This window comes from Bradyrhizobium sp. Kon56, from assembly GCF_055807635.1.
In genome coordinates this window covers 251,474-272,353 of sequence record NZ_JBVVOU010000008.1, presented here as the reverse complement: position 1 = coordinate 272,353, position 20,880 = coordinate 251,474, and the positions used below count along the sequence as shown (strand labels likewise).

General features: G+C 63.8%; 22 protein-coding genes. 11 read left to right on the top strand and 11 right to left on the bottom strand.

The genetic code is table 11. The features are described from left to right. Positions 1–24 precede the first annotated feature (24 nt). On the top strand, positions 25–1,581 hold the full coding sequence (locus AC0L3B_RS16260) for a multicopper oxidase family protein (protein WP_473380716.1): 1,557 nt from the start codon (positions 25–27) through the stop codon (positions 1,579–1,581). Positions 1,582–1,600: 19 nt separating this feature from the next. Here the strand turns inward: AC0L3B_RS16260 and AC0L3B_RS16255 are convergent, their stop codons facing one another. Continuing rightward, positions 1,601–3,514, bottom strand: coding sequence for an autotransporter family protein (locus tag AC0L3B_RS16255; RefSeq protein ID WP_473380715.1), 1,914 nt, complete (start codon positions 3,512–3,514; stop codon positions 1,601–1,603). Here AC0L3B_RS16255 and AC0L3B_RS16250 point away from each other — a divergent pair. From AC0L3B_RS16250 to AC0L3B_RS16240, 3 genes are all read left to right on the top strand, one after another. Then, positions 3,513–3,980: a hypothetical protein gene (locus AC0L3B_RS16250; RefSeq protein WP_473380714.1), complete on the top strand. Its 468-nt coding sequence runs from the start codon at positions 3,513–3,515 to the stop codon at positions 3,978–3,980. The two genes, AC0L3B_RS16255 and AC0L3B_RS16250, sit on opposite strands and share 2 nt — an antisense overlap. Before the next feature lie 261 nt (positions 3,981–4,241). After that, a complete protein-coding gene (locus AC0L3B_RS16245; RefSeq protein WP_157642967.1) occupies positions 4,242–4,583 on the top strand; it encodes a hypothetical protein in 342 nt (113 codons plus the stop codon). A gap of 175 nt (positions 4,584–4,758) precedes the next feature. Beyond that, a complete protein-coding gene (locus AC0L3B_RS16240; protein ID WP_204511036.1) occupies positions 4,759–6,381 on the top strand; it encodes an ABC-F family ATP-binding cassette domain-containing protein in 1,623 nt (540 codons plus the stop codon). Positions 6,382–6,544: 163 nt separating this feature from the next. Here AC0L3B_RS16240 and AC0L3B_RS16235 read toward each other — a convergent pair whose 3' ends face one another. Further along, entirely contained in the window at positions 6,545–7,078 is a 534-nt protein-coding gene (locus AC0L3B_RS16235) for an REP-associated tyrosine transposase (protein ID WP_026233149.1), read from the bottom strand. Positions 7,079–7,211: 133 nt separating this feature from the next. Here AC0L3B_RS16235 and AC0L3B_RS16230 point away from each other — a divergent pair, with 133 nt between their 5' ends. Continuing rightward, positions 7,212–8,087, top strand: a complete 876-nt coding sequence (locus tag AC0L3B_RS16230) for an MBL fold metallo-hydrolase (protein WP_018456348.1) — start codon at positions 7,212–7,214, stop codon at positions 8,085–8,087. Between the two features lie 129 nt (positions 8,088–8,216). On the opposite strand, the gene AC0L3B_RS16225 is transcribed toward AC0L3B_RS16230, so the two are convergent. Both AC0L3B_RS16225 and AC0L3B_RS16220 read right to left on the bottom strand, forming a co-directional pair. Beyond that, positions 8,217–9,308 (bottom strand): type II asparaginase, encoded by a 1,092-nt coding sequence (locus tag AC0L3B_RS16225; protein WP_026233150.1) that lies wholly within the window; start codon positions 9,306–9,308, stop codon positions 8,217–8,219. A 223-nt stretch (positions 9,309–9,531) separates the two neighbouring features. Continuing rightward, positions 9,532–9,780, bottom strand: coding sequence for a hypothetical protein (locus AC0L3B_RS16220; RefSeq protein ID WP_018456350.1), 249 nt, complete (start codon positions 9,778–9,780; stop codon positions 9,532–9,534). A gap of 203 nt (positions 9,781–9,983) precedes the next feature. Between AC0L3B_RS16220 and AC0L3B_RS16215 the strand changes: the two genes are divergently transcribed. Then, the gene (locus tag AC0L3B_RS16215; protein ID WP_018456351.1) at positions 9,984–10,454 is read left to right on the top strand and encodes a cupin domain-containing protein; all 471 of its coding nucleotides are present in this window, start codon (positions 9,984–9,986) and stop codon (positions 10,452–10,454) included. Between the two features lie 15 nt (positions 10,455–10,469). Here AC0L3B_RS16215 and AC0L3B_RS16210 read toward each other — a convergent pair whose 3' ends face one another. Further along, positions 10,470–11,033 carry a TetR/AcrR family transcriptional regulator gene (locus AC0L3B_RS16210; protein WP_018456352.1) on the bottom strand — a complete coding sequence of 188 codons (564 nt, stop codon included), beginning with the start codon at positions 11,031–11,033 and terminating at the stop codon, positions 10,470–10,472. 103 nt (positions 11,034–11,136) lie between these two features. Between AC0L3B_RS16210 and AC0L3B_RS16205 the strand changes: the two genes are divergently transcribed. Beyond that, positions 11,137–11,508 (top strand): nuclear transport factor 2 family protein, encoded by a 372-nt coding sequence (locus AC0L3B_RS16205; protein WP_018456353.1) that lies wholly within the window; start codon positions 11,137–11,139, stop codon positions 11,506–11,508. A gap of 46 nt (positions 11,509–11,554) precedes the next feature. Here the strand turns inward: AC0L3B_RS16205 and AC0L3B_RS16200 are convergent, their stop codons facing one another. Beyond that, the gene (locus AC0L3B_RS16200; protein ID WP_026233151.1) at positions 11,555–12,517 is read right to left on the bottom strand and encodes an alpha/beta hydrolase; all 963 of its coding nucleotides are present in this window, start codon (positions 12,515–12,517) and stop codon (positions 11,555–11,557) included. A gap of 128 nt (positions 12,518–12,645) precedes the next feature. Here AC0L3B_RS16200 and AC0L3B_RS16195 point away from each other — a divergent pair, with 128 nt between their 5' ends. Both AC0L3B_RS16195 and AC0L3B_RS16190 read left to right on the top strand, forming a co-directional pair. Beyond that, a complete protein-coding gene (locus tag AC0L3B_RS16195; protein WP_026233152.1) occupies positions 12,646–13,323 on the top strand; it encodes a nitroreductase in 678 nt (225 codons plus the stop codon). A gap of 131 nt (positions 13,324–13,454) precedes the next feature. Beyond that, complete coding sequence (locus AC0L3B_RS16190) at positions 13,455–13,658, top strand: hypothetical protein (RefSeq protein ID WP_018456356.1); 204 nt, start codon at positions 13,455–13,457, stop codon at positions 13,656–13,658. Between the two features lie 26 nt (positions 13,659–13,684). Here the strand turns inward: AC0L3B_RS16190 and AC0L3B_RS16185 are convergent, their stop codons facing one another. Genes AC0L3B_RS16185 through AC0L3B_RS16175 form a run of 3 tightly spaced genes read right to left on the bottom strand, consistent with a single transcriptional unit; the run spans position 13,685 to position 16,271 of the window. Continuing rightward, complete coding sequence (locus AC0L3B_RS16185) at positions 13,685–14,806, bottom strand: HD-GYP domain-containing protein (protein ID WP_085353014.1); 1,122 nt, start codon at positions 14,804–14,806, stop codon at positions 13,685–13,687. 50 nt (positions 14,807–14,856) lie between these two features. Next, positions 14,857–15,177: a PilZ domain-containing protein gene (locus AC0L3B_RS16180; RefSeq protein ID WP_018456358.1), complete on the bottom strand. Its 321-nt coding sequence runs from the start codon at positions 15,175–15,177 to the stop codon at positions 14,857–14,859. Further along, complete coding sequence (locus tag AC0L3B_RS16175; RefSeq protein ID WP_473380713.1) at positions 15,174–16,271, bottom strand: DUF2336 domain-containing protein; 1,098 nt, start codon at positions 16,269–16,271, stop codon at positions 15,174–15,176. The genes AC0L3B_RS16180 and AC0L3B_RS16175 overlap by 4 nt, the downstream gene beginning before the upstream one ends. A gap of 296 nt (positions 16,272–16,567) precedes the next feature. On the opposite strand from AC0L3B_RS16175, the gene AC0L3B_RS16170 reads away from it, so the two are divergent. Beyond that, complete coding sequence (locus AC0L3B_RS16170; protein WP_377790494.1) at positions 16,568–17,515, top strand: AraC family transcriptional regulator; 948 nt, start codon at positions 16,568–16,570, stop codon at positions 17,513–17,515. Between the two features lie 51 nt (positions 17,516–17,566). Then, positions 17,567–18,157, top strand: a complete 591-nt coding sequence (locus AC0L3B_RS16165) for an NADPH-dependent FMN reductase (protein ID WP_085353019.1) — start codon at positions 17,567–17,569, stop codon at positions 18,155–18,157. Between the two features lie 4 nt (positions 18,158–18,161). On the opposite strand, the gene AC0L3B_RS16160 is transcribed toward AC0L3B_RS16165, so the two are convergent. Then, positions 18,162–20,243: a methyl-accepting chemotaxis protein gene (locus tag AC0L3B_RS16160; RefSeq protein WP_473380712.1), complete on the bottom strand. Its 2,082-nt coding sequence runs from the start codon at positions 20,241–20,243 to the stop codon at positions 18,162–18,164. An 87-nt stretch (positions 20,244–20,330) separates the two neighbouring features. Then, entirely contained in the window at positions 20,331–20,771 is a 441-nt protein-coding gene (locus tag AC0L3B_RS16155; RefSeq protein ID WP_018454555.1) for a DUF1810 domain-containing protein, read from the bottom strand. Positions 20,772–20,880 lie beyond the last annotated feature (109 nt).

Here is a 20,880-nt window from a genome sequence, read left to right as displayed (position 1 = left end):
TCAGTCACCAGCGTGACAGGGACTATGACATTGTCGCGCCGCCAGTTGCTCGATTGCGGTCTCAAAGCCGGCGCGTTGTCGCTGTTCGCAGGTGCCGCGAACGCCCAGCACGCCGTGCACGACCATGCTGGCATGTCCCACACCGCGGACATGTCGCCGACCATGGGGATGGTCGCTGAAACGCCCGTTCCTGCCATGGACCAGGCGCTGGTCGAGCCCGAGGTGCGGCGGTCCGTCAATGGCGTGCTGAGCACGACGTTGCGGGTCGGCTACGCCTATCGCCAGATCGGCGGCGTCCGGCTCTATGTCAGATCCTATGACGGCGGCAGCCCCGGCCCGACCTTGCGCATGAAGCCCGGCGAAACCCTGCGCATCAAGATGATCAACGATTTGCCGCCGAACCGCGATGGATTGCCGGCCGACATCAGCCATCCGCACCAGTTCAACAACACCAATTTCCACTTCCACGGCGCGCATACCAGCCCGAGCGGGATTTCCGACAACGTCATGCGCTCGATGGCGCCGGGCCGCAGCTACAACATCGAAATCACCCTGCCGGCCGACCACACCAGGGGCACCTACTGGTATCACCCGCATCACCACGGCAGCGCCGACATCCAGATGTCCTCCGGCATGGTCGGCGCCGTCGTCATCGAGGGCGATTTCGTCGACGTCCCCGAGATCGCGACAGCCCGCGAACGCCTCATGGTGCTGACCCAGGTGGTCTACGATGCCAACGGCATGGTCGAAAATTTCGAGACGCTGTTTCCCGAGACTGCGACGCGCTTTCTCGCCATCAACGGCCAGCGCCGGCCAATGATCGAGATGCGGCCCGGCGAGGTGCAGCGTTGGCGCATCCTGAACGCCGCCTATCAGGACGACATGCTGCTCGACCTCGAGAAGCACGATCTGCATGCGATCGCCTATGACGGCATCCAGCTCGGTGCCATGCAGCCGCTCAAGCAGGTCCTGATCGCGCCGGGGCAGCGCGCCGATATTCTGGTGAAAGCAGGCAGCCCCGGCACCTACGCCTTCAACGCGGCGCCCTACGACCAGGGGCATCCTTCGCCGGTGGGGCCTCTGGCGCGGGTCGTGGTGTCAGGCGCGCCGATGGACATGCAGCTGCCGCGCGCCCTGCCACCAGCGCCGCTCGCGACCATCAAGGACTCCGAGATCACCAACCGCCGCAAGGTGGTGCTGTCGGCCACCGCGCCGGAGGCCGATGCCGCCGGCCATTGGCAGGAATTCGAGTTCTTCGTCGACGGCAAGAAGTTCGACCCCGGCCGCATCGATCAGCGGGTCAAGCTGGGCGCGGTCGAGGAGTGGACCATCGTCAATACGCATGAGCATGACGACCACGTCTTCCACATCCACACCAACCCGTTCCAGGTGATCTCGGCCAACGGCAAGGCGCTGGCGGTGCCGGAATGGCGGGATTCCGTGATCGTGGAGCGCAAGGGCGGCGTGGTCGTGTTCCGCTCGCGCTTTATCGATTTCACCGGTGTCTACATGCTCCACTGCCACATGATGAACCATGAGGAGATGGGCATGATGCAGACGGTCGAGGTCTACAAGCCGTAAGCTTCTGGGAGGACGCCTCTCACCAGGCGTATCTGACCACGCCCTTGCCGGCGTAGGAGCGCGTGACCTCGGAGAACTCGCCCTCGAAGGTGCCTGCCGCAGACCAGCCGTTCATCCATTTCATTTCGAGGGACGCCGTCGTCAGCGCGGACTCGCTGGCCTGCCTTGCGCCGTTGACGGTGAAGCTGGTGCCGGGCAGCGCCTGGAAGGCGGAGTTGATGGCGTGATCCGGGTTGAAGTCGTGCGCCCAGGCCGCACGGCCGCGCAAGGTGAGGATCGCGTTCGGCATCGCCCAGGATTTGTCGGCGCGGATGCCGAGTTCGCTCCTGCTGTCCGTGACGCTCTTGGAGCCATAGGCCAGCGCAAAGGTGTTGGTGCCGGAGACGACGGACTCGGCATAGGCAGGCAGGTCGAACGTTGTGAACTGCCCGGCCGCATAGGGCGTGAGGCCGATGCCGCCGATCCACGGCGTCACGATGCGATAGCCGCCTTCGAGGCGACCGGAATAGGCGTTCGCATTGAACTGCGCGCGCAAGCGATCGACCCCGGCAATCGTCACGGTGCGGTCGGTGGTGACGTCCTGCCAGCCATAGGCCAGCGCGCCCGAGACATAGGCCGCGCCGACATTGTGGCGCACGAAGGCGCCGGCCTCGAATAGGTCGGAGCGACCGCTGCCGCCATTGACGACGTTGAAACTGGTGCCGCCACCAGCGAGCGCAAAGCCTGCGACGGTGTTGGGTGAAAGGATATAGTCGGCACCGGCCGCCATGCCGAAGATGCGGCTGGTGCTGGTGTTGGAGCCTGCCGCGAGGTTGCCATCGGTGGTTTGCGCGCCGCCGAAGCCGGCCGCCCACACGCTCCAGCGCGGATCGTAATTGCTCCGCAGCGGCGCCTTGCTGTAGATCGCGGCATAAGCGTCGCGCTCGTTCTTGCTGCGCGGCTTGCCTGACGAGGCGTAGGCGTTGGCGGCAACATTATCCTCGGCATAGGCCGGCGCATGGACGCCGTCGCCGCGTCCGGGCGTGAACGGATCGGTCATGATGCTCATGAACTGGGTCATGGCGTTGAAAGTGGTCTGCTGCGACCCCGTCGCGGTCTCGCCCGAGGCCTGGGTCAGGCCGGCCGGTGTCAGCCCGCTATAGACCAGCGGAATGCCGCCATTGGTGTTGAAGTAGCCGACGATGGCATTGCCGACGCCGTTCTGGTTGCCGCTCAATCCGCCGCCTGGCGGGACAAAGTTCAGGACCAGGTTCAGATAGGCGTGGGTGGGATCATAGCTCAGCGTCGTGTGGAAGTTCGTGGGCAGGTTGGTGTCGACCACCGATCCGAACGTGCCGCTGACGCTGCCTGCTGTCACGATCGTGTACTGCTTGGCGACGTAGTTGCCATTGGCGTAGGTCGCCTTGACGGTTGCTCCGCCCAGCGTGGCCGTTCCCGTCACGTCGGTGAAGCTCGACGTTGCGGGGTTGATCTGCACCATGTAGATGGCGCCGGACTGAAGGGCGAGACTGCCGGTTACGTTCAGCGACGTACCTGCGAAGCCGTCACCCGCCGCCAGCGTGCCGCCGCTGTTGATAACCGTATTGCCGGCGGTGCCGATTCCCGACAGCGTGGCGCCGCTGCTGACGGCGGTCAGCACCGACGATGCGATCGAGCCGTTCACCACAAGCACACCTGCGTTGACAGTCGTGCCGCCGGTGTAGGTGTTTGTGCCCGACAGCGTCAGCGTGCCGGTGCCCTGCTTGGAGACCAATCCGCTGCCGCCGATGGCGTTGCCAAAGGTGACCGCATCCGAGCGGTTGAAAATTAGCGCCGCGTTGTTGGTGATGTTGCCGAGGACCGAGCCGATGGTGCCGCCATCGCCGATCTGCAAGGTTCCTGCGGAAATCGTGGTGCCGCCCGCGTAGGTGTTTGTGCCCGACAGCGTCAGCATGCCGGTGCCGGTCTTGACCAGCGCACCGCCGATTCCTTCGATCGTACCAGCAACTGTGGTCGACTGGTTGTTGCCGCCAACCGTGATCGTTTTCGTGCCAAAGTTGAACGTGCCCGTGCCACTGATCGAGCCGGCAGTCGTCCCCGCGGATGTTAGGGCCGAGAAATCAACGACACCGCCCGCAAAAGTCCTCAGAGTTGCATTGCCGCCACTGCTCGCGTCGAAAAACTGGACCAATTGCAGGGTGACATCGGCGCTGCTGGCTGTGCTGTTATTGAAGAATTGCAGAACGCCACTGCCGTTGAATGCTGCGCTGCCGGCGCTGCTCGCGTTGATGAACGTGGCGGTGCTGTTCACCAAGAACCTTGCAGTGCCGGCTGAGCTGGTGTCCTTGAACACCACAGCGGGGCTGCCGCTGAAGGCGTTGATTTGCGCGTTCCCGGCCGTGCTAGAATTGTTGAAATAGATCCTGTTGGCAGCGCCACCGCCGCCTAAGCTAATGCGGGAATTACCGGCCGTGCTGGTGTCGTAAAAGTTGACGCTGCCGCCGTTCTGGATGTCAAATTGAGTTGCAGGAGCAACTCCTGCGCCGGCCGTGCTGCTGTTGTAGAAATTCAGAGCATTTGTGTCGTTGCGTATAAAGGCTTGGCCGCCCTGGGCATTGATACCAGCGTCGATGAAGGAAAGAGACCGGCTATTGGTGAAGTGGTAAGTCGACGCGCCGCTGTTGAAGGTCCAGCCGCCGAAGCTGGCGTCGGCCGAGAATGAAACTGCCGTCGTGCTGGAGGTGCCAAAGAACGCGGTGCCAGTTGGCACCACGGCCGGGCTCCAATTGGCGGCGGTGTTGAAGTCGCCCGTGCCTGGGCTGGTCGACCAGGTCGAATCTGCGGCCTGCGCCGCCGCCGTACCGGCCAGCGTCGCCGCCAAGGCAGTCGAAGCCAGCCACGCTGCCCGCTTGGTTGAAATCCGCCGAAATCCCGACACTTGCCCACCTGACGTCTTGTTGACTGCCAGGCCATTGGCGGCACGACATGGCGACGCTATCGGAGTGGAACCCCTGGAACAATGAACCGTTGTTCGCAGCCGAGGCCATTGCTGGCGGCGTGCGTCATTTCAGCCACAGGCAGCAACTTCGGCGTGCGGCCAAGGTCTCTCCGAGCAGACAACACGGGCTCGGCCGGGCTTCCCCTGGCGGCCTGCATGGCCTATGACGCTGCAACGCAACAATCCCCCAAAAAGACCTCATGATCCGCCTCGACAACGTCAGCAAGCAAGCCGGCCACCAGATCCTGTTCATCGAAGCGTCCGCCGCCCTCAACAAGGGCGAGAAGATCGGGCTCGTCGGCCCGAACGGCGCGGGCAAGACCACGCTGTTCCGGATGATCGCCGGCGAGGAACTGCCCGATGAGGGGCAGGTCTCGACCGATCGCGGCATCACCATCGGCTATTTCAACCAGGATGTCGGCGAGATGGCCGGCCGCAGCGCCGTGGCCGAGGTCATGGACGGGGCGGGACCGGTGAGTGCGGTGGCCGCCGAGCTGCGCGAGCTCGAGACCGCGATGGCCGATCCCGACAAGGCCGACCAGATGGACGAGATCATCGCGCGGTACGGCGAGGTGCAGCACGCGTTCGAGGAGCTCGACGGCTACGCGCTCGACGGCCGTGCGCGCGAGGCGCTATCCGGCCTCGGCTTCAGCCAGGAGATGATGGACGGCGACGTCGGAAAACTCTCCGGCGGCTGGAAGATGCGCGTGGCGCTGGCGCGTATTCTCTTGATGCGTCCCGACGTCATGCTGCTCGACGAACCCAGCAACCATCTCGATCTAGAAAGCCTGATCTGGCTGGAGAAGTTCTTGCACGACTACGAAGGCACGCTGCTGATGACCTCGCACGACCGCGAGTTTATCAACCGCGTGATCTCGAAAGTGGTCGAGATCGATTCCGGCTCGCTTACGACCTACGCCGGCAATTACGAATTCTACGAGCAGCAGCGGGCGTTGAGCGAGAAGCAGCAACAGGCGCAGTTCGAGCGCCAGCAGGCCATGCTCGCCAAGGAGATCAAATTCATCGAGCGGTTCAAGGCGCGCGCATCTCATGCGGCGCAGGTTCAGAGCCGGGTGAAGAAGCTCGACAAGATCGAGCGGGTGGAGCCGCCGCGCCGCCGCCAGACGGTGGCGTTCGACTTCCCACCGGCGCCGCGCTCGGGCGAGGACGTCGTTGCGCTCAAAAAGGTCTTCAAGGGCTACGGCAGCAAGCGGATCTATGACGGGCTCGATTTCATGATCCGCCGCAGGGAGCGCTGGTGCGTGATGGGCGTCAACGGCGCCGGCAAATCGACGCTACTCAAGCTCGTCGCCGGTGCGAGCGAGCCGGACGAGGGCACCGTTGCAGTCGGCGGCAGCGTCAAAATGGGCTATTTCGCGCAGCACGCGATGGATTTGCTCGACGGCGAGCAGACGGTGTTCGAGTCACTCGAATATGCGTTTCCGACCGCGGGGCAGGGCTCCCTGCGCGCGCTCGCCGGCTGCTTCGGCTTCTCCGGCGACGACGTCGAGAAGCGCTGCCGCGTGCTCTCGGGCGGCGAGAAGGCGCGCCTGGTGATGGCCAAGATGCTGTTCGATCCCCCGAACTTCCTGGTGCTGGACGAGCCGACCAACCATCTCGACCTCGCCACCAAGGAGATGCTGATTACGGCGCTGTCGGATTTCGAGGGCACCATGCTGTTCGTCTCGCATGACCGGCATTTTCTCAGCGTCCTGTCGAACCGCGTGCTGGAGCTGACGCCCGAAGGCATCCACCAGTTCGGCGGCGGCTACACCGAATATGTCGCGCGCACGGGGCAGGAAGCGCCGGGGTTGCGGTCGTAGTGATCGGCGGTAGCCCGGATGGAGCGAAGCGTAATCCGGGTTTCGTGCCGCGTGGCTAGTCGTGCGCTGCGGATGGTCCGGCCCCGGATGTCGCTTCGCTCATCCGGGCGACAGGAGTCCGTGGAAATCTCGTAGCCCGGATGGAGCGTAAGCGTAATCCGGGTCAGTCTTCGCGTTCGCCGAAGCTACCAACTATCTCTCCAGCTCCTCCCCAATCGGGCGGAAGCACGCCTTCGCGGACGTAGCGGTGAAGCGATGAATGCGGCCAGTCTGCCGGCGAAGAGACATACCCGTGCTTGGCCGGGTTAAAGTGGATGTAGTCGGCGCAGCGTTCGAAATCGGCGTCGTCACGAATCGTGTGCTCCCAAAACCGCCTTTGCCACAGAGAGAACTCCCCCCGACGATTGCGGGAGATGGGGGCACCTGAAACAGCCAGTTGATGCGTGAAGGAGCTCTTGATCCGCCGCCATCGGCCGGAAAAATCAGCGTCATTGTCCGGCAGCGTCATGATGACGTGCAGATGATCAGGGAGGACCACGATTGCTTCGATCGTGAATGGCCTTTCAGCGCGCGCCACCCGGAATGCGTGGCGCAGCTTGTCCACATGATCGACCAACACGGATGATCTTCGATCATCCAGCGTCACGGTGAAAAAGAAGGTCCCACCAGGGAGAAGATTGCGCCGATAGCGAACCACGCGAGCACCTTCCCGGATTACGCTTCGCTCCATCCGGGCTACAACCAGATCGAGAGATTTGCAATCCATTCGCTTGCTTGCACGTTTCAGGGGCTCTCGCTACGCTGTTTCAAAAAAGCGGAGCGAAATAGCCATGAAGCAACTCCGGATCGGCGACATCACCATCGATGCGGTGATCGAGCGGGAGGGGCCGTGGCGGCGGCCGCAGGATTTTTTCCCGGCTTATGACGAGGGTGTGTTCAGGCACCATCTGCCGACCATGGAGCCGGAGGTGTTCGATGCCGCGCGCGGCATGATGGTCATCACCTATCAGACCTTCGTGGTGCGCACGCCGCGCTATACCATCCTGGTCGACACCTGCACCGGCGAGGACAAGGGCCATCCGCCGCCGTTCGATTTTCCCGGCAAGGAACGCTGGCGCAACGAGCTGTTCGCGCTCGGCATCGGCTTCGAGCAGATCGACTACGTGTTCTGCACGCATCTTCATATCGACCACACCGGCTGGAACACGACCTTGCGCGATGGCCGTTGGGTGCCGACGTTTCCGAATGCGAAATACGTCTTCCACAAGGGTGAATATGCGGCCTGGGAGGCCGAGCATGCCAAGGGCCGCAACCCGCCCGGCACCGTGTTTCGCGACAATTGCCTGCCGATCGTCGAGGCAGGCCAAGCGCTGCTGGTCGATGACGATTACGCGCTCGACGACACCGTCACGCTGACGCCGACGCCGGGGCATTCGCCCTGCCATTGCTGCGTGAACATCTTTTCGAAGGGGCGCCGCGCGGTGGTCGCCGGCGACCTCATGCATCATCAGATCCAGTGCCGCGAGCCGGACTGGTCGGCCAAGCCGGATTGGGATGCGAAGCAGTCCGCGGTGTCGCGGCGAAAGTTTTTTGCTTCCGTCGCCGACACCGACACGCTGATCCTGCCGATTCATTTCCCGGCGCCGACGGTCGGGCTGATCAGGCCGCTCGGCGCCGCCTTTGATTATCGTTTCAAGCGGGATTGACCACTGGGTCGCCGTCATGGCCGGGCTTGTCCCGGCCATCCACGACCATGGCTGCACGAAACAAAAACGTGGATGCCCGGGACAAGCCCGGGCAAGACGAGTTCGTGGAGCGCCCGCGCGTCGAACGCTTTAGTACGTATAGAACATCCGCTGGATTTCCTTGGTGTCGGTCGTCTTGGTCAGCGCCAGCATCAGCAGAATGCGCGCCTTTTGAGGATTGAGCGTATCCGAGACGACGAAGTCGTGCTCGTCGTCCTTGGCCTCGCCGTTGCGCGCGACGATGCCGTTGCCGACCCGGCTGCTGCGCACGATCACGACACCCTTCTTGCGGGCCTCGTCGAGGGCTGGCTCGACCGCGGGGCGAGCCAGGCTGCCGTCACCGACCCCGGCATGCACGATCCCCTTGGCCCGGGCGGCGACAAACGCGTCGATCGCGACCCGGTTCATGTTGGCGTAGCCGTACACGATGTCGACTTGCGGCAGGACATCGAGGCTGGAGACGTCGAATTCGGAGTCCGCCGTGTGCCGGCGCGTCGATTGACGATAGAAGTACGGCTTGTTGCCCTGCATGTAGCCGAGAAAGCCGAGTTCCGGGGCACGGAAGGTGTCCGCCGTCGAGGTGTTGTTCTTGGTGACATCGCGAGCCGCGTTGATCTGATCGTTGAGAGCAACGAGCACGCCCTTGCCGACGGCCTCGTCACTGCCTGCGAGGATCACCGCATTGAAGAGGTTGATCGGTCCATCCGCGCTGATCGCCGTCGACGGCCGCATCGCGCCGACGACGACGACAGGTTTCTTGCTCTTGACGACGAGGTCCAGAAAATAACTGGTTTCTTCGATCGTATCGGTCCCGTGCGTGATCACAATGCCATCGACGTCGTCCTGCGCGAGCAGCGTGTTGACGCGCTTGGCAAGCTTGAGCCAGTAGTCATTGTTCATGTTCTCGCTGGCGATCTGGAAAACCTGCTCGCCCTTGACGTTAGCCACCGTTTTCAGTTCGGGGACGGCATTCAGGAGCGTCTCAATGCCCACCGTGGCGGCGGTGTAGCCGACCACGGTGGTGCTGCTCGCCCCGCTGCCGGCGATCGTGCCGCCGGTTGCGAGCACCATGACATTGGGCAGTCCCGGGCCCCGCGCGTTCGCGGCTTCAAGTCCGATGAGCAGCGCGAAGAGCAAGCTCATTGCCGCGATGAAGTGATGACGCACTCGAGGTTGCCACATCTTGACGTTCCCTTTGCTAGAAAGCCTTGTCGATGCGCCCCGTTTCGCTCAGCACCGCATGATCGGTCAGTCGAGAGCTCCTGTCTAGGGCGACGCTGCTTTCGGATGATTTGGTCTGGAAGCCGGCACACGGAAACACACACGCGAATGGCCGGGACAAGCCCGGCCATGTGGCAGTTCGTCTGGCGATTGCTCGCTAAAGCAGCAGCGAATTTGCGGCGCCTTACGCGCCCATCTCGCACTTCTTCATAAAGCTGTTCTTGGCGGCGCCGGCGAGCGGCTTGCCCTCGGCGCTGACGGCCTTGGGCGCGCAGGCTTCGGCTTTGCACTTCTTCATGAACGAGGTCTTGGCGGCGCCAGCCAGGGCCTTGCCGTCCTTGCCGACCGCCTTGCTTTCGCAGGTGTCCTCCGCGAGGGCCGAACCCGCTGCGAACGTGGCAACGATCGCAGCCAGGAAAATCCGCTTCATCATGATTGTCTCCCTAAACCAGAAATGGCACGCGGATTGGAGCCGGAAATCGTGGCGCAATCAAGCTGGATGAGCGCCTGCCGCCCGGTCTTGCTGGCGATTTCCGACCGCGGGTACGAAAGGGCCGACGCCTGCTGCACTGCTCGCTGACCGGGACGGGCGATCCTGCTAGCTTCAGGCGAGTTTAGCCGAAAGGGAGCATCGTAATGGAGACCCTGATTGCGAACATGCCGGATGCCGCTTCTGACCGGCATTCTCACCTGGTTCGGCCGCAAGAGATGGAATGGCAGAAGACGCGCTTTCCCGGCTGCGAGGCCAAGACGCTGCTGTTCGATCGCAGCAGCGGTCTGATGACGGCCTTGATGCGCTTTGCGCCGGGATCGGTGCTGCCCGATCACGAGCATGTCGGCGTCGAGCAGAGTTATGTCATCGAGGGCGCTCTCGTCGACAACGAGGGACCGGCCAAGGGGATTACCTGCAAGGCCGGCGAATTCATCTGGCGCGAGGCGGGCAGCCGGCATGCCGCCTGGTGCCCGGAGGGCGCCCTGATCCTGGCGATCTTCCAGGTGCCGAACAAGTTCTTCGAAGCCGACGGCCGCGTCGTCGATGCCGCCGGTCAGGATTGGGACCAAACTTGGGGGCACACCGACGCGCAGCGGGCGGGGAAGGCGCGGTAGGCGGCTCTTCGAAGCTCAAGTGCCGTCATTGATGCTTCTGACGAGCGTGGTGACCTGAACGGCGATCAGCCGCCGCATCTCCTTGCCGTTCCTGGCGGTTTCGCGCAGTCCCCGCATGCCGAACACCAGGCATCGCGCCAGCACCTCCGGCTCGACCGCTATCCCGGCGGCATTCACCTGATCGCGGATGAGGTCGGCGACCAAACACTGGAAGTTGTCGTAGACCTTCCGAACTGCGGGGAAACGGAGGTCGAACAGATCTGCCGAATCGGGATGCGCCTCGATCAGGTCGAAGCCATGCGATCCCCAGGATTTACAGGCGTGGAGCAGCCTGGCGTGAAGGCCGTCGAGGCGCGCGATTGCGGCCCTGATCTCCCGATGCTTCTGCTCGTCCATTCGCTGGATCACCGCCGCGAACACGGCGTCCTTGTCGGGGAAGAGCAAATACAGCGCCGGCCGCGACATTCCCGCCCTGGCGGCGATGTCGCCCATCGTCGTGCGGGCATGGCCGTAGCGGGAGAAGACCTCCGTCGCAGCCTCGACGGCGAGCTCTTCTTTCGAAATGCTGGAACGAGCCATGAGCCTCACAAGCGTCGGAACTGAACGTCGGGTCATATTGACAAAGTATCAATAATTGTCAATATGACCGAAAGCGGCATGAAGCCACGAAAGGTTCTGCGAGATGAACGATGAAGCGCGACTGAAGACCTGGAACACCTATCAGGCGGCGTGGGGACCCATCGATGAGGACGAGCGGCGTCGGCTGCTCGAGCAAAGCGTGGTCGCGGACTGCGTGTATACCGATCCGGGCTCGCAGGTTGAGGGACGCGACGCCTTGATGGCGCGCATCGGTCAAACCCAGCTCAAGTTTCCTGGCGCGCATTTCAGGAATGACAGCTTCCTCGAGCACCATGATCAAGGGCTTTTTCGCTGGACGATGTATGACGGCGCCGGTCGCGTGTTCGTCACGGGCGAGAGCTTCGGCCGTTTCGGCGACGATGGCCGCCTCGTTCAGGCGACGGGCTTCTTCGAGGTGCCCGCTGCCAAGTCCTGAACGCCGGCCGGCGCGGCGGTCGATCCTGCCGCTCCGGATATCGCCCTCAGGCGCCGCGCGCGAGAAGCGCCTTGAAGTCCGCGCGTGCGCGCTGCGCTTCGGCTCGCGCCACCTCGGAGGCGTCGCCGAGGCCGAAATAGCCGTGGATCAGGCCGGGGCCTTCATGATGCTTCACCGGCACACCGGCTGCCTCCAGCGCCCGTGCGTAGGCTGCACCTTCGTCGCGCAGGGGATCGAACCAGGCGGTGGTGACGATCGCGGGCGCGACGCCGGCGAGCGAAGCCGCGCGCAGCGGTGAAACGCGCCAGTCGGTCGCATGAGAGGGATCGGCGAGATAATGACCGCAAAACCACTCCATCACGGCGCGCGAGAGGAAGTAGCCTTCGGCATTCTCGGCGCGCGAGGGGAAGCGTGCGTTCTCGCGCGCGTCCGCATAACTCCCGAGGACGTCGGTCACGGGGTAGACCAGGAGTTGCGCCGCGAGCTTGATGCCGGCGTCGCGGCAGGCGATCGCGGTGGTGGCGGCGAGATTGCCGCCGGCGCTGTCGCCGGCAACGCCGAAGCGTTTTGCATCGCCGCCAAATTCCGCGACGCGGCCAAACACGTCGCTGACCGCGGCAAAGGCGTCCTCGAACGCGCCGGGAAAACGCGTTTCGGGCGGACGGCGATAATCGACGGAGACGACGACCGCGCCCGTCTCGATCGCAAGGTTGCGTGCCTGCCGGTCGTGGGTCTCGAGGTCGCCCGCGACCCAGCCGCCACCATGGAAGAACACCACGGTCGGCGCCGGCGTGGTGCCGACGCGGTAGACCCGTGCATCCAGCGGACCGGCGCCGCCTTTCACCTTGATATCCGCGATGATGTCGACCGGTGGTGGCGCTATGGCCGCGCGTGAGGCAGCCAGTGCACGCAAGGAATCGCGGGCGCTCTGTGGCGTCATCGTCGTGGCATCGCGCATTGGCAGCAGCGGAATGATCTGGGCGATGACGGGATCGAGCGGTGCAGCCATGTTGGCTTTCATGGGATCCTCACAGGGTTCTTGGTCTTGCTTGCGGGTTAGCATAGATATTGCGCGCCGCATCGGCAACCGCTCGCGTGTTGGCGCGCCAGGGGATGAACGGGCAGGGAGGTCTTGAGGTGGAATTCGAAACGCTGGTCCAGTCGCGCCGCAGCGTGCGCGGCTTCAGGAACGAGCCGGTGCCGCGCGCGGTGATCGAAGCGATCATCGACAGCGCCAAGCGTGCGCCCTCGTCGATGAACACCCAGCCCTGGCACGTCCACGTGCTCACGGGCGGTCCGCTGGAACGGCTGCGCCGACGCAACATGGAGGAGATGGTTGGCGGCGCCAAGGTGAAGCGCGACATCGTCAGTCACGGCGAGTATCAGGGCGTGCACCGGACCCGGCAAGTCGACGTCGCCAAGAAACTGTTCGGCGCGATGGGGATCGCGCGCGACGACAAGCCGATGCGGCAGGACTGGGTGCTGCGCGGCTTCCGCCAGTTCGATGCGCCGGTGTCGCTGGTCTTGACCTATGACCGCGTGCTCGATCCCGGCGCGGTCTGCCATTTCGACCTGGGCGCGCTCTGCTACGGCATCGTGCTCGCGGCCTGGGACCGCGGTCTCGGTTCGGTGATCAACGGGCAGGGCATCATGCGCTCTGACATCGTGCGCGAGGTCGTAAACATTCCGGAGGACGAGGTGATCATGACCTGCGTCGCGATGGGCTATCCTGACGACAACTTTGCCGCGAACGCGGTGCGCTCCGATCGCGAGGGCAACGACGATTTCGTGCGCTACGTCGGATTCGCCGAGTAGTGCGGGCAGAGGAGATTATTCTCTCGCCGAAATTTTTGGTGCGGACCGCTTGGCGGCCTCTTGCAATCTCGATCGTGCAGGAGGAACAATGTGCGGACTGAAAGGTTTGATGCTGGCGCGAGGGAATTGACATGCGGCGGCTCGCTAGCCTGGTTCGACGGTTCTTCGGCCCGCGAGTGCGGCGTCCGATCGATGATGATCCAAGTCTTCCTTTCACACCCGAAGAGTTCGGCCGGCTGATCCGCAGCGGCCGGCACGAGGACATGAAGCTGCTGGCCGAAGGGCTCGCCTGCCGGACCGTTCCGCGCCGCACCAGACATCGCGCCGCGCACTAGACTGGGGTCGAGACGGGTTGCTGCGCTTACCTCGTGAGAGCGACCTGCCTGAACGCGGTCAGCAGCGCCTTCTCCAACTTTCCGCTCATCCCGCATAGGATGTCATAGGCTTCGCTGCGTGGCAGCGTCGGCTTGTAGTGCCGATACTCGATCAGGGCCGCGAAGATGTCCGAGATCGTGAGAATCCGCACGATGTCGCCAATACTCTCGGCCCCGAGTGCATCCGGATAGCCGCTGCCGTCAAGAAATTCGTGATGATGCCGCACGGCATCGAGGATCTCCGGTGAGATATTGTCGTGGTCTTTCAGGAAATCGTAACCCGCAATCGGGTGAGTCTCGATCATGGCACGTTCGGCCGGATCGAGACGGCCGGGCTTGTCGAGGATGGCAAGCGGGATCCGGGCCTTGCCGAGGTCGTGGAACATGGCCGCCGAATACAGCCGCTCGAGATCGGCGCGGCCCACACCGAGACTCAGTCCGAAGTCGATCGCAACGCCGGTCACGAGCAGGCAGTGCTGGTAGGTTCCCTCGTGGTGGCGCCGCACAGTGGTGAGCCACTCGGACAAGCCATGCTGGGTGATGCGATCAGCGATCTTGCGGCCGGCTTCCTTCGTGCCGTCGACATCGATGGGCTCGCCGAGCGCGACGGCCGTGAACATCGACGCGATCGCCGTCGCCGCGGCCTCGACGGCATTGTCCTGCTGCGGCGCCTGACCTGAGGAAGCAGACGCCTCTTCGGCGGAATCAGCCAGCGCTGCCAGCAGCTTGATCTTGTCGATCGTCCCGGGAAGGACGAGCGTGGCCCCGAGCGCGTAGGCCTGCGAGATACTCATGTGAGAGGGGTGCTCGACCAGGAAGATGCGCTTCGTTGCCTTTGCGAACTTTATGGCTCGTTTCTTGATGGCCGCGATGGTGTGGACGTCACGCAATTCCGCACGGATGACGATCGCGAACGGCATCTGGGACAGCTTGGCTTCTGCGTCGAGCCGTTCGCCTGCGACGGCAAACCGTTGCTCGAGAATCGAACAGACGCTCGACAATTTTTCCGAGGAGTCAGCCAGCACATGCACGAATGGGCGTGCCGCTTCCTTCTCTCGGATGCCGCCGTCGCCTTTGACGGGGCGGGATATAGTTCGCGCGTTCTGCACGGTTGACCTGAATCATGCTGGAGTTGGATCGGGCTGATGAATCCTTGGGCCTATTTGTTCTGAGCGGCAGCCTGCACAGAGGCTGCCGGTTTCTTCTTGCCGTCTGCGGTGACGAAGTGCACGCCGGCCGTGGTGCCGTCGATCCAGACCAGTTCGCAGCGCCGGTAGGCGAGCCCCGTCGAGGACAGCAGCAGGAAGAATTCCTTGGCCTGGAGCACGTCGAGCGTGCCCTCGACCTCGATCTTGGCACCGCTTTGCGATATGTCGAGCAAAACGCAACTGCGCCGCCAAGTGCCGTCCGAGCCCATTAGATTGACAGGCTGCTTGTGATCCATTTTTACGCGCATCGCTTTGCGACCGTCGAACTTCATCGGCTGACCCCCATCTTCGGGCTGCAATTTCCCGGGTCGCCTGTGCTGGCGTTTGCTACTATTTGCCCCCATCGCACTGTCCATTGGCTGGTGGACAGAAGCAGCGTCTCGAAGATCCGTTGCGCGCGCTCGCGCTCGGAATAGGAGAGCCTTTTTCCGCTGCGGTTGCTCAGGATGGTAAGGGTGGTCTGCCAGTTTAGCCGCGACGCCCGGCACGCCATGACCAGCCCCTCGCAATCGTCATCGCTCGCGACATGCTCGATAATTTCGAGCGGCGCCCCTGAAAGCACCGACAGCGCCGTGAACAAATTGGCCGTCTCGCCGCGGATCGCAAAGCGGTTCACCGTGGAATCGTTGAGCTTGCCGACGCGGTTGAGGGCGACGATCTCCGGCCTCGCGCCCGCGTAGTCGGCCCGGCAAGGCCGCTTTGGCGGAGCCGGCTCCGCTTCCGGCACCGGCGCTGCGACGGACGGGGCGGGTGCCTTCCGGGCTGGTGGGGCGGAGAGCAGCTTGCGCACGACCGGATCGGGCGTGCCGGGCCGGAGCACCAGCGCCTTCGCGATCTCGCCGTCCTGGTCGGCCTTGGCAATTAGCGCTGCATAGGCTGCGTCGGAGAATTTCGTTCCCTGGTTCTTGATCAGGTCAAGGCAGATCGGGCCGCCGTGCTTGATCAGCGCCTCAGTCACCGTCGGCGCGATGTCGCTGCGCGCGGCGATCGCGCGTCGATGCCACTCGCCACGGGAGTCAATGACAGCCTCGAGATCGGCTGCGGAAAGTGCACGCGACTTGAGCAACACAGGACATGCCACGTCCGGACTATCGTGCGAGGCGAGACGCCACAATGTTTCGGGAGGCGCGATGTCAAGTTCCGCGAGCGCCGTGCTGAGCTGAACCAGTGCGCTGGCCTCGACCCGTTCCGTCAATCGCAGCAGAACACCGTCGACCACGTTGACGAGCAATTCCCGGCAGTGGCCGCGGCTGCCAGTGAGCAACTGCACCATGCCGGCGAGAATGCGTGCGCAACGGTGCGGTGGGTAGGTTGCGACCACCTCTTCCAATTCAGCAAGAACATCAGCAGGCGAATTTGCCATCATGGCAGGGGCCTGACCTAAAATTAATTTGGACTATCGAACTGCACCTATTCCGCCCGACAGACGTTAATTTGAAGTTTGGATTTTGCTCGTCTAGGTATATCTGCACCGCTGGCCACACGGAAAACGCTATCGAAAATTGGCGAGATTTGATGCGCCGCCTTGTCCTTGGACTTCGACGCTCGCCAACTGGTCGGCATAGTTCGAAGTGATTCTTTCAGACTTAAGGCACACGGAGCGCAGAAGCGGGCCGGCATCGTCGCCGGACGCGTGTGTTGCGACGCGAAGTTCACATTGCCATGAATAGAAGTGATGATCCGCCGACGCTGGCGCCAAAGGTATTTCGCTTCACCGACGTCGATGAATTTCGAAACGCCATACGAGGGCTCGACTTCGAGTTCACGCCTTTTGTACGGAGGATTTCGGCCGAGCAGAGTATTCTGTCGCTACCCGGCTGCGACGTGAATTTGACGCGGGCATTTCCGCGGGTCGTCGACGCACAGCTCGTCGAGAATTGTACCGCGATCGGATTCACGATGGACGATTTGGACGTGACCGTTCGATTCAACGGCGCGCGGCGTATACGACCCGTTATCGTCATCGGCAGCGGCGGCGCGGCTTACACCATCATCGAGGAGGTGCAGCGGCAAATCGCCTCGGTGGTGTTCAGGCCGGAGGTGACGGATCGCGGCTGGCCACAAGCAACCCTCTGCTTCAACATCTTCGAAACGACCGCTGCGGGCTTGAGCCGGCTTCGCGGTGTGGTCCGGGAAGTCTTGGAAGCCGCGTCGGAGCCCGTCGCCTCGCCCGACTTGCCGCTGAAGGCGGCCGGCATGAAGGAGACCCTGCTCGGCGCTGTGGACGCAATTTTCGAAAGTATCGTTCCCGCGCGATGGACCCTGCGCCCCAATGACGAGCGCAACTTCAAAGTCTTTCAGGACATCCGCGCGCTGCTTTCCGACGACCTCTCGCTGCCCATCTACAGCGACGAGATCGCGCGCAAACTCGGCTTGTCCGTTCGCACCATGCACGACGTCGCCCGCCGCTATCGTGGAATGAGCCTGCACCGCTACTTGCGCCTGCGGCGGCTGTGTCTGGTGCGTCAGCGGCTGCTCGCGGGTGCCGATAGTGTCAAGGCCGTCGCGCTGGCGTTCGGCTTCTGGCATCTCGGCGACTTCTCCAGAAGCTATCGCGACCAGTTCGGCGAGACACCGTCGCAAACGCTTGAATCCGGACGGCGAACTTAGCGCGTCAAAACGTTGAGGGCCGGCCTGATGATCCGTGCTAGACTGCTGCCCATGAGCAATCGCATTCTCGTCCTCTACGGTTCCTACCGTTCCGACCGCATGGGCATACGCCTGGCGAATTTCGTCATCGATCGCCTGCGCGCCCGCGGCGACGACGTCGTGTTTATCGACGCCAAGGCGATCGGCCTGCCGATGCTCGATCGCATGTACAAGGAATACCCCAAGGGCTCCGCACCCGAGGCGCTGGAGAAGCTCGCCGGAGAGATCCGCGGCGCCGATGGTTTCGTCTTCGTCACCGGCGAATACAATTGGGGCATCCAGCCGGGCCTGAAGAATCTTACCGACCACTTCCTCGAGGAGTGGTTCTGGCGCCCAGCCGCGATCGTGAGCTACTCGGCCGGCCGCCTGTCCGGCGCGCGTGCCTCGACCGCCTGGCATGGCACGTTGTCGGAGATGGGCATGGTGGTGGTGTCGAGCACCATCGGCGTCGGCCCGATCGCACAGACGCTGTCGGAAGCGGGTGAACCGATCGGCGAGGGCGGCAAGGCGCTGGAACGCTCGTTCCCGCGCTTCGCCGACGATCTCGCATGGTGGATCGAGGCGGCCAAGGCGCAGCGGGCGCGCAAGGCGCCGCCGTACTAAGCCCTTACGCCGACCTGACCTCACCGAGGAAGCGGTCGAACTGTCCGGCGAGATCGCGTGACTGGGACGAGAGCTGCTCGGCTGCGCCCAGCACCTCCCGCGCGGCCGTACCGGTGTCGTCGGCGGCGCGCTGCACGCCTGAAATGTTGGTGTTGACCTCCTGGGTGCCGCGCGCGGCTTCCTGGACGCTGCGGGCGATCTCCTTGGTCGCCGAGCCCTGTTCCTCGATCGCGGCCGCGATCGCGGTGCCGATCTGGTCGATCTCGCCGATGACGTCGGCGACGTTGCGGATCGCGGTGACGGTCTCGTCGCTCGCGGCCTGGATCGCCGAAATCTGCTCGGAGATTTCGGTGGTGGCCTTGGCGGTCTGGCCCGCCAGCGATTTCACCTCGGCAGCAACTACCGCGAAGCCGCGGCCGGCGTCGCCGGCGCGGGCGGCCTCGATGGTCGCGTTCAACGCCAGCAAATTGGTCTGCTCGGCGATGCTCTGGATCAGCGTGACGACGTCGCCGATCTTCTGCGCGCCCTCGGCCAGCGCACGGGCGGTGTCGCCGGTGCGGCGGGCGTTGTCGACGGCGCGGGCCGCGATCTCGGTGGACTGGGCCACTTGACGGCCGATCTCCGAAATCGAAGAGGTCAGCTCCTCGGTGGCGCTCGCGACCGTCTGCACGTTGCTCGATGTCTGCTGTGAGGCGGCGGCGACGACGGCGGCCTGGCTGTTGGTCTGGGCAGCCGTCGAGGTCATCGACTGCGCCGTGCTCTCCATGGTGGCTGAGGCGCGGGACAGTCCGCCGACGAGCTCGGTGACCTTGGCTTCGAACGCGCGGGTGATCCCGTCGAGCGCCTGTGCGCGGCGCATCTTGCCGTCGTTCTCGGCTTGCTTCTCGGCCGCGAGGCTGTCGGCCCTGATCATGTTGTCCTTGAAGACCCGGACCGCCGCGGCCATGGCACCGATTTCATCGGAGCGCTCGGCGCCGGGAATCTCTTCCGTGACCTCGCCTTCGGCAAGCCGCGACATCCGCGTCGTCAGGTTGACGATCGGGGCGCAGACGCGGCGGCGGACCGTTACGATGAGGCCGGCGCTGGCGATCAGCGCGGCGAGGAGTCCCGCGAGTGCGATGGTGAAGCTGGTGTGGGCCGCAGTGGAGGCACCGGCGAGAATCTGCTCGGCGTTGTCGTAGAAGGCGTCGCGGACCTCGATAATGGTGCTGAGGCCGCGCTGCGTGGCGGTGTAATAGGTGTCCATGTCGTGTTCGTACTTGCCGGTGACCGCACCCTCCTTCACCAGCTTGAGCTCGCGGCCGAACTCTTCGATGTAGATCGCGTTGAATTTTTCCAGCGCGGCGGCGACGTTCGCCGGCGTTGCGGGATTGCCGCGCAACTCCAGCAGCGACATCACGATCTGATCGTTGCGGCCCTGCGAGCGGCTGATCTCGGCCTTCTCGGCATCGGTCGCCGGTTTCTTGCCGCCGACGAGATTCTTGTGCAGGCTGGAGTTGAAGCCGCCCACGTCGCGCAATGTCATCGCGATGTTGGCGTAGCTTGCCTGCCGGTAGGCATCGCCGTTGAGGATCGCCATGCGGCGAACCTGCTCGTTGAGCAGCGCGGTCACGCCGGCGTTGAGCACGGCGTTGTCGGCGACGATCTTCTTGGCGGCATCCTTGCGCGCCTCCGGCGGGCCTGCCATCGCCTTGTCGATGGCTTCGCGCAGCGCCGTGAACTTCGAATTGATGGCGTCGATGTTGCCGCCGGTGGTGTTGCCGTCATCGAACGGGCCGGGCAGGTCCTTGCGCAGCGCGTTCATCCTGTCGCGGGCGGCATCGGTCTGCTTGCGCAGCTTGTCCTGCTCGGCAAGCAGCGCCGGGTCGACCGCGGGAGGGCCATAGAGGATGTTGGTGGAAAAGCCGCGCTCGGGATTGAGGTAGCGCGGGATGTCGCTGACGGCGCGGACGATCGCCAGCCGCCCCTGCGCTTCGGTGATCCGTTCCATCGTCTGGTATTTCGTCACGGCGACGTAGACGGCGAGGCCGCCGCCCACTGTCGAGAGCGAGACGATGGCGGTGGTCAGGAGCGTACCGATTTTCATGATTCTGTCCGGCAACTGGCGCGGGAAATTATTTGCACGGACAATAGGCAGGCGATGTTAATCCCGGGTTTACGCTGGTGGCTGCGGTCACTTGGGCTGTCGGTCAAGGGCCGCGAGGATATCGAGCGTTGCCTGATCGCGCTTGTCCGAAAAATACCGGGCGAGCGCCTCGTCGAAAACGGGCTCATCGGACACCGCGTCGAACAGCGTCATCGACGAGCGGAATTTGGCATCATCGGGCGCGCCGAGGATGGCGTTGATGGTCCGGCCCTCGACGGCGAGCACGAGCCGCGTGCATTCGATCAGGCGCGGACCGAGGATGGGGTGGGCGAGATAGGCCTGGGCCTCGGCGCGGGAGGTGATGGCGTAGCGCTGGGACATGGCGCTGAAGCCGAGACCGGCGACCTGCGGGAAGACGAACCACATCCAGTGGCTCTGCTTTCGGCCCCGGGTCAGCTCCCCCTGGACATCGCCATAGACCGGGTCCTGGGCCCGGACAAAGCGCTCTAGATCGAACGGATCGGTCATAAGATACCTTGGGATACCCTGGAATGGCTTGCCGGGGCCCTTGCCGGCCGCGATTATGCCTAACTTTTGGCTCCCAATGTGGTAGCTGGTAGAGAATCTCCGGGTGGGG

What these genes read in the sequence shown, in the direction of transcription:
- AC0L3B_RS16255 (WP_473380715.1), bottom strand. Translation starts at nt 3,514, where the DNA reads ATGCTGACGCTGTCGGGCACAAACACCTACGCGGGCGGCACCACGATT.
- AC0L3B_RS16190 (WP_018456356.1), top strand. Translation starts at nt 13,455, where the DNA reads ATGCGGCGGCTCGCTAGCCTGGTTCGACGGTTCTTCGGCCCGCGAGTG.
- AC0L3B_RS16165 (WP_085353019.1), top strand. Translation starts at nt 17,567, where the DNA reads ATGAGCAATCGCATTCTCGTCCTCTACGGTTCCTACCGTTCCGACCGC.
- AC0L3B_RS16230 (WP_018456348.1), top strand. Translation starts at nt 7,212, where the DNA reads ATGAAGCAACTCCGGATCGGCGACATCACCATCGATGCGGTGATCGAG.
- AC0L3B_RS16180 (WP_018456358.1), bottom strand. Translation starts at nt 15,177, where the DNA reads ATGAAGTTCGACGGTCGCAAAGCGATGCGCGTAAAAATGGATCACAAG.
- AC0L3B_RS16175 (WP_473380713.1), bottom strand. Translation starts at nt 16,271, where the DNA reads ATGATGGCAAATTCGCCTGCTGATGTTCTTGCTGAATTGGAAGAGGTG.
- AC0L3B_RS16210 (WP_018456352.1), bottom strand. Translation starts at nt 11,033, where the DNA reads ATGGCTCGTTCCAGCATTTCGAAAGAAGAGCTCGCCGTCGAGGCTGCG.
- AC0L3B_RS16215 (WP_018456351.1), top strand. Translation starts at nt 9,984, where the DNA reads ATGGAGACCCTGATTGCGAACATGCCGGATGCCGCTTCTGACCGGCAT.
- AC0L3B_RS16155 (WP_018454555.1), bottom strand. Translation starts at nt 20,771, where the DNA reads ATGACCGATCCGTTCGATCTAGAGCGCTTTGTCCGGGCCCAGGACCCG.
- AC0L3B_RS16160 (WP_473380712.1), bottom strand. Translation starts at nt 20,243, where the DNA reads ATGAAAATCGGTACGCTCCTGACCACCGCCATCGTCTCGCTCTCGACA.
- AC0L3B_RS16225 (WP_026233150.1), bottom strand. Translation starts at nt 9,308, where the DNA reads ATGTGGCAACCTCGAGTGCGTCATCACTTCATCGCGGCAATGAGCTTG.
- AC0L3B_RS16220 (WP_018456350.1), bottom strand. Translation starts at nt 9,780, where the DNA reads ATGATGAAGCGGATTTTCCTGGCTGCGATCGTTGCCACGTTCGCAGCG.
- AC0L3B_RS16240 (WP_204511036.1), top strand. Translation starts at nt 4,759, where the DNA reads ATGATCCGCCTCGACAACGTCAGCAAGCAAGCCGGCCACCAGATCCTG.
- AC0L3B_RS16260 (WP_473380716.1), top strand. Translation starts at nt 25, where the DNA reads ATGACATTGTCGCGCCGCCAGTTGCTCGATTGCGGTCTCAAAGCCGGC.
- AC0L3B_RS16205 (WP_018456353.1), top strand. Translation starts at nt 11,137, where the DNA reads ATGAACGATGAAGCGCGACTGAAGACCTGGAACACCTATCAGGCGGCG.
- AC0L3B_RS16170 (WP_377790494.1), top strand. Translation starts at nt 16,568, where the DNA reads ATGAATAGAAGTGATGATCCGCCGACGCTGGCGCCAAAGGTATTTCGC.
- AC0L3B_RS16200 (WP_026233151.1), bottom strand. Translation starts at nt 12,517, where the DNA reads ATGGCTGCACCGCTCGATCCCGTCATCGCCCAGATCATTCCGCTGCTG.
- AC0L3B_RS16250 (WP_473380714.1), top strand. Translation starts at nt 3,513, where the DNA reads ATGCCGGTGCCGGTCTTGACCAGCGCACCGCCGATTCCTTCGATCGTA.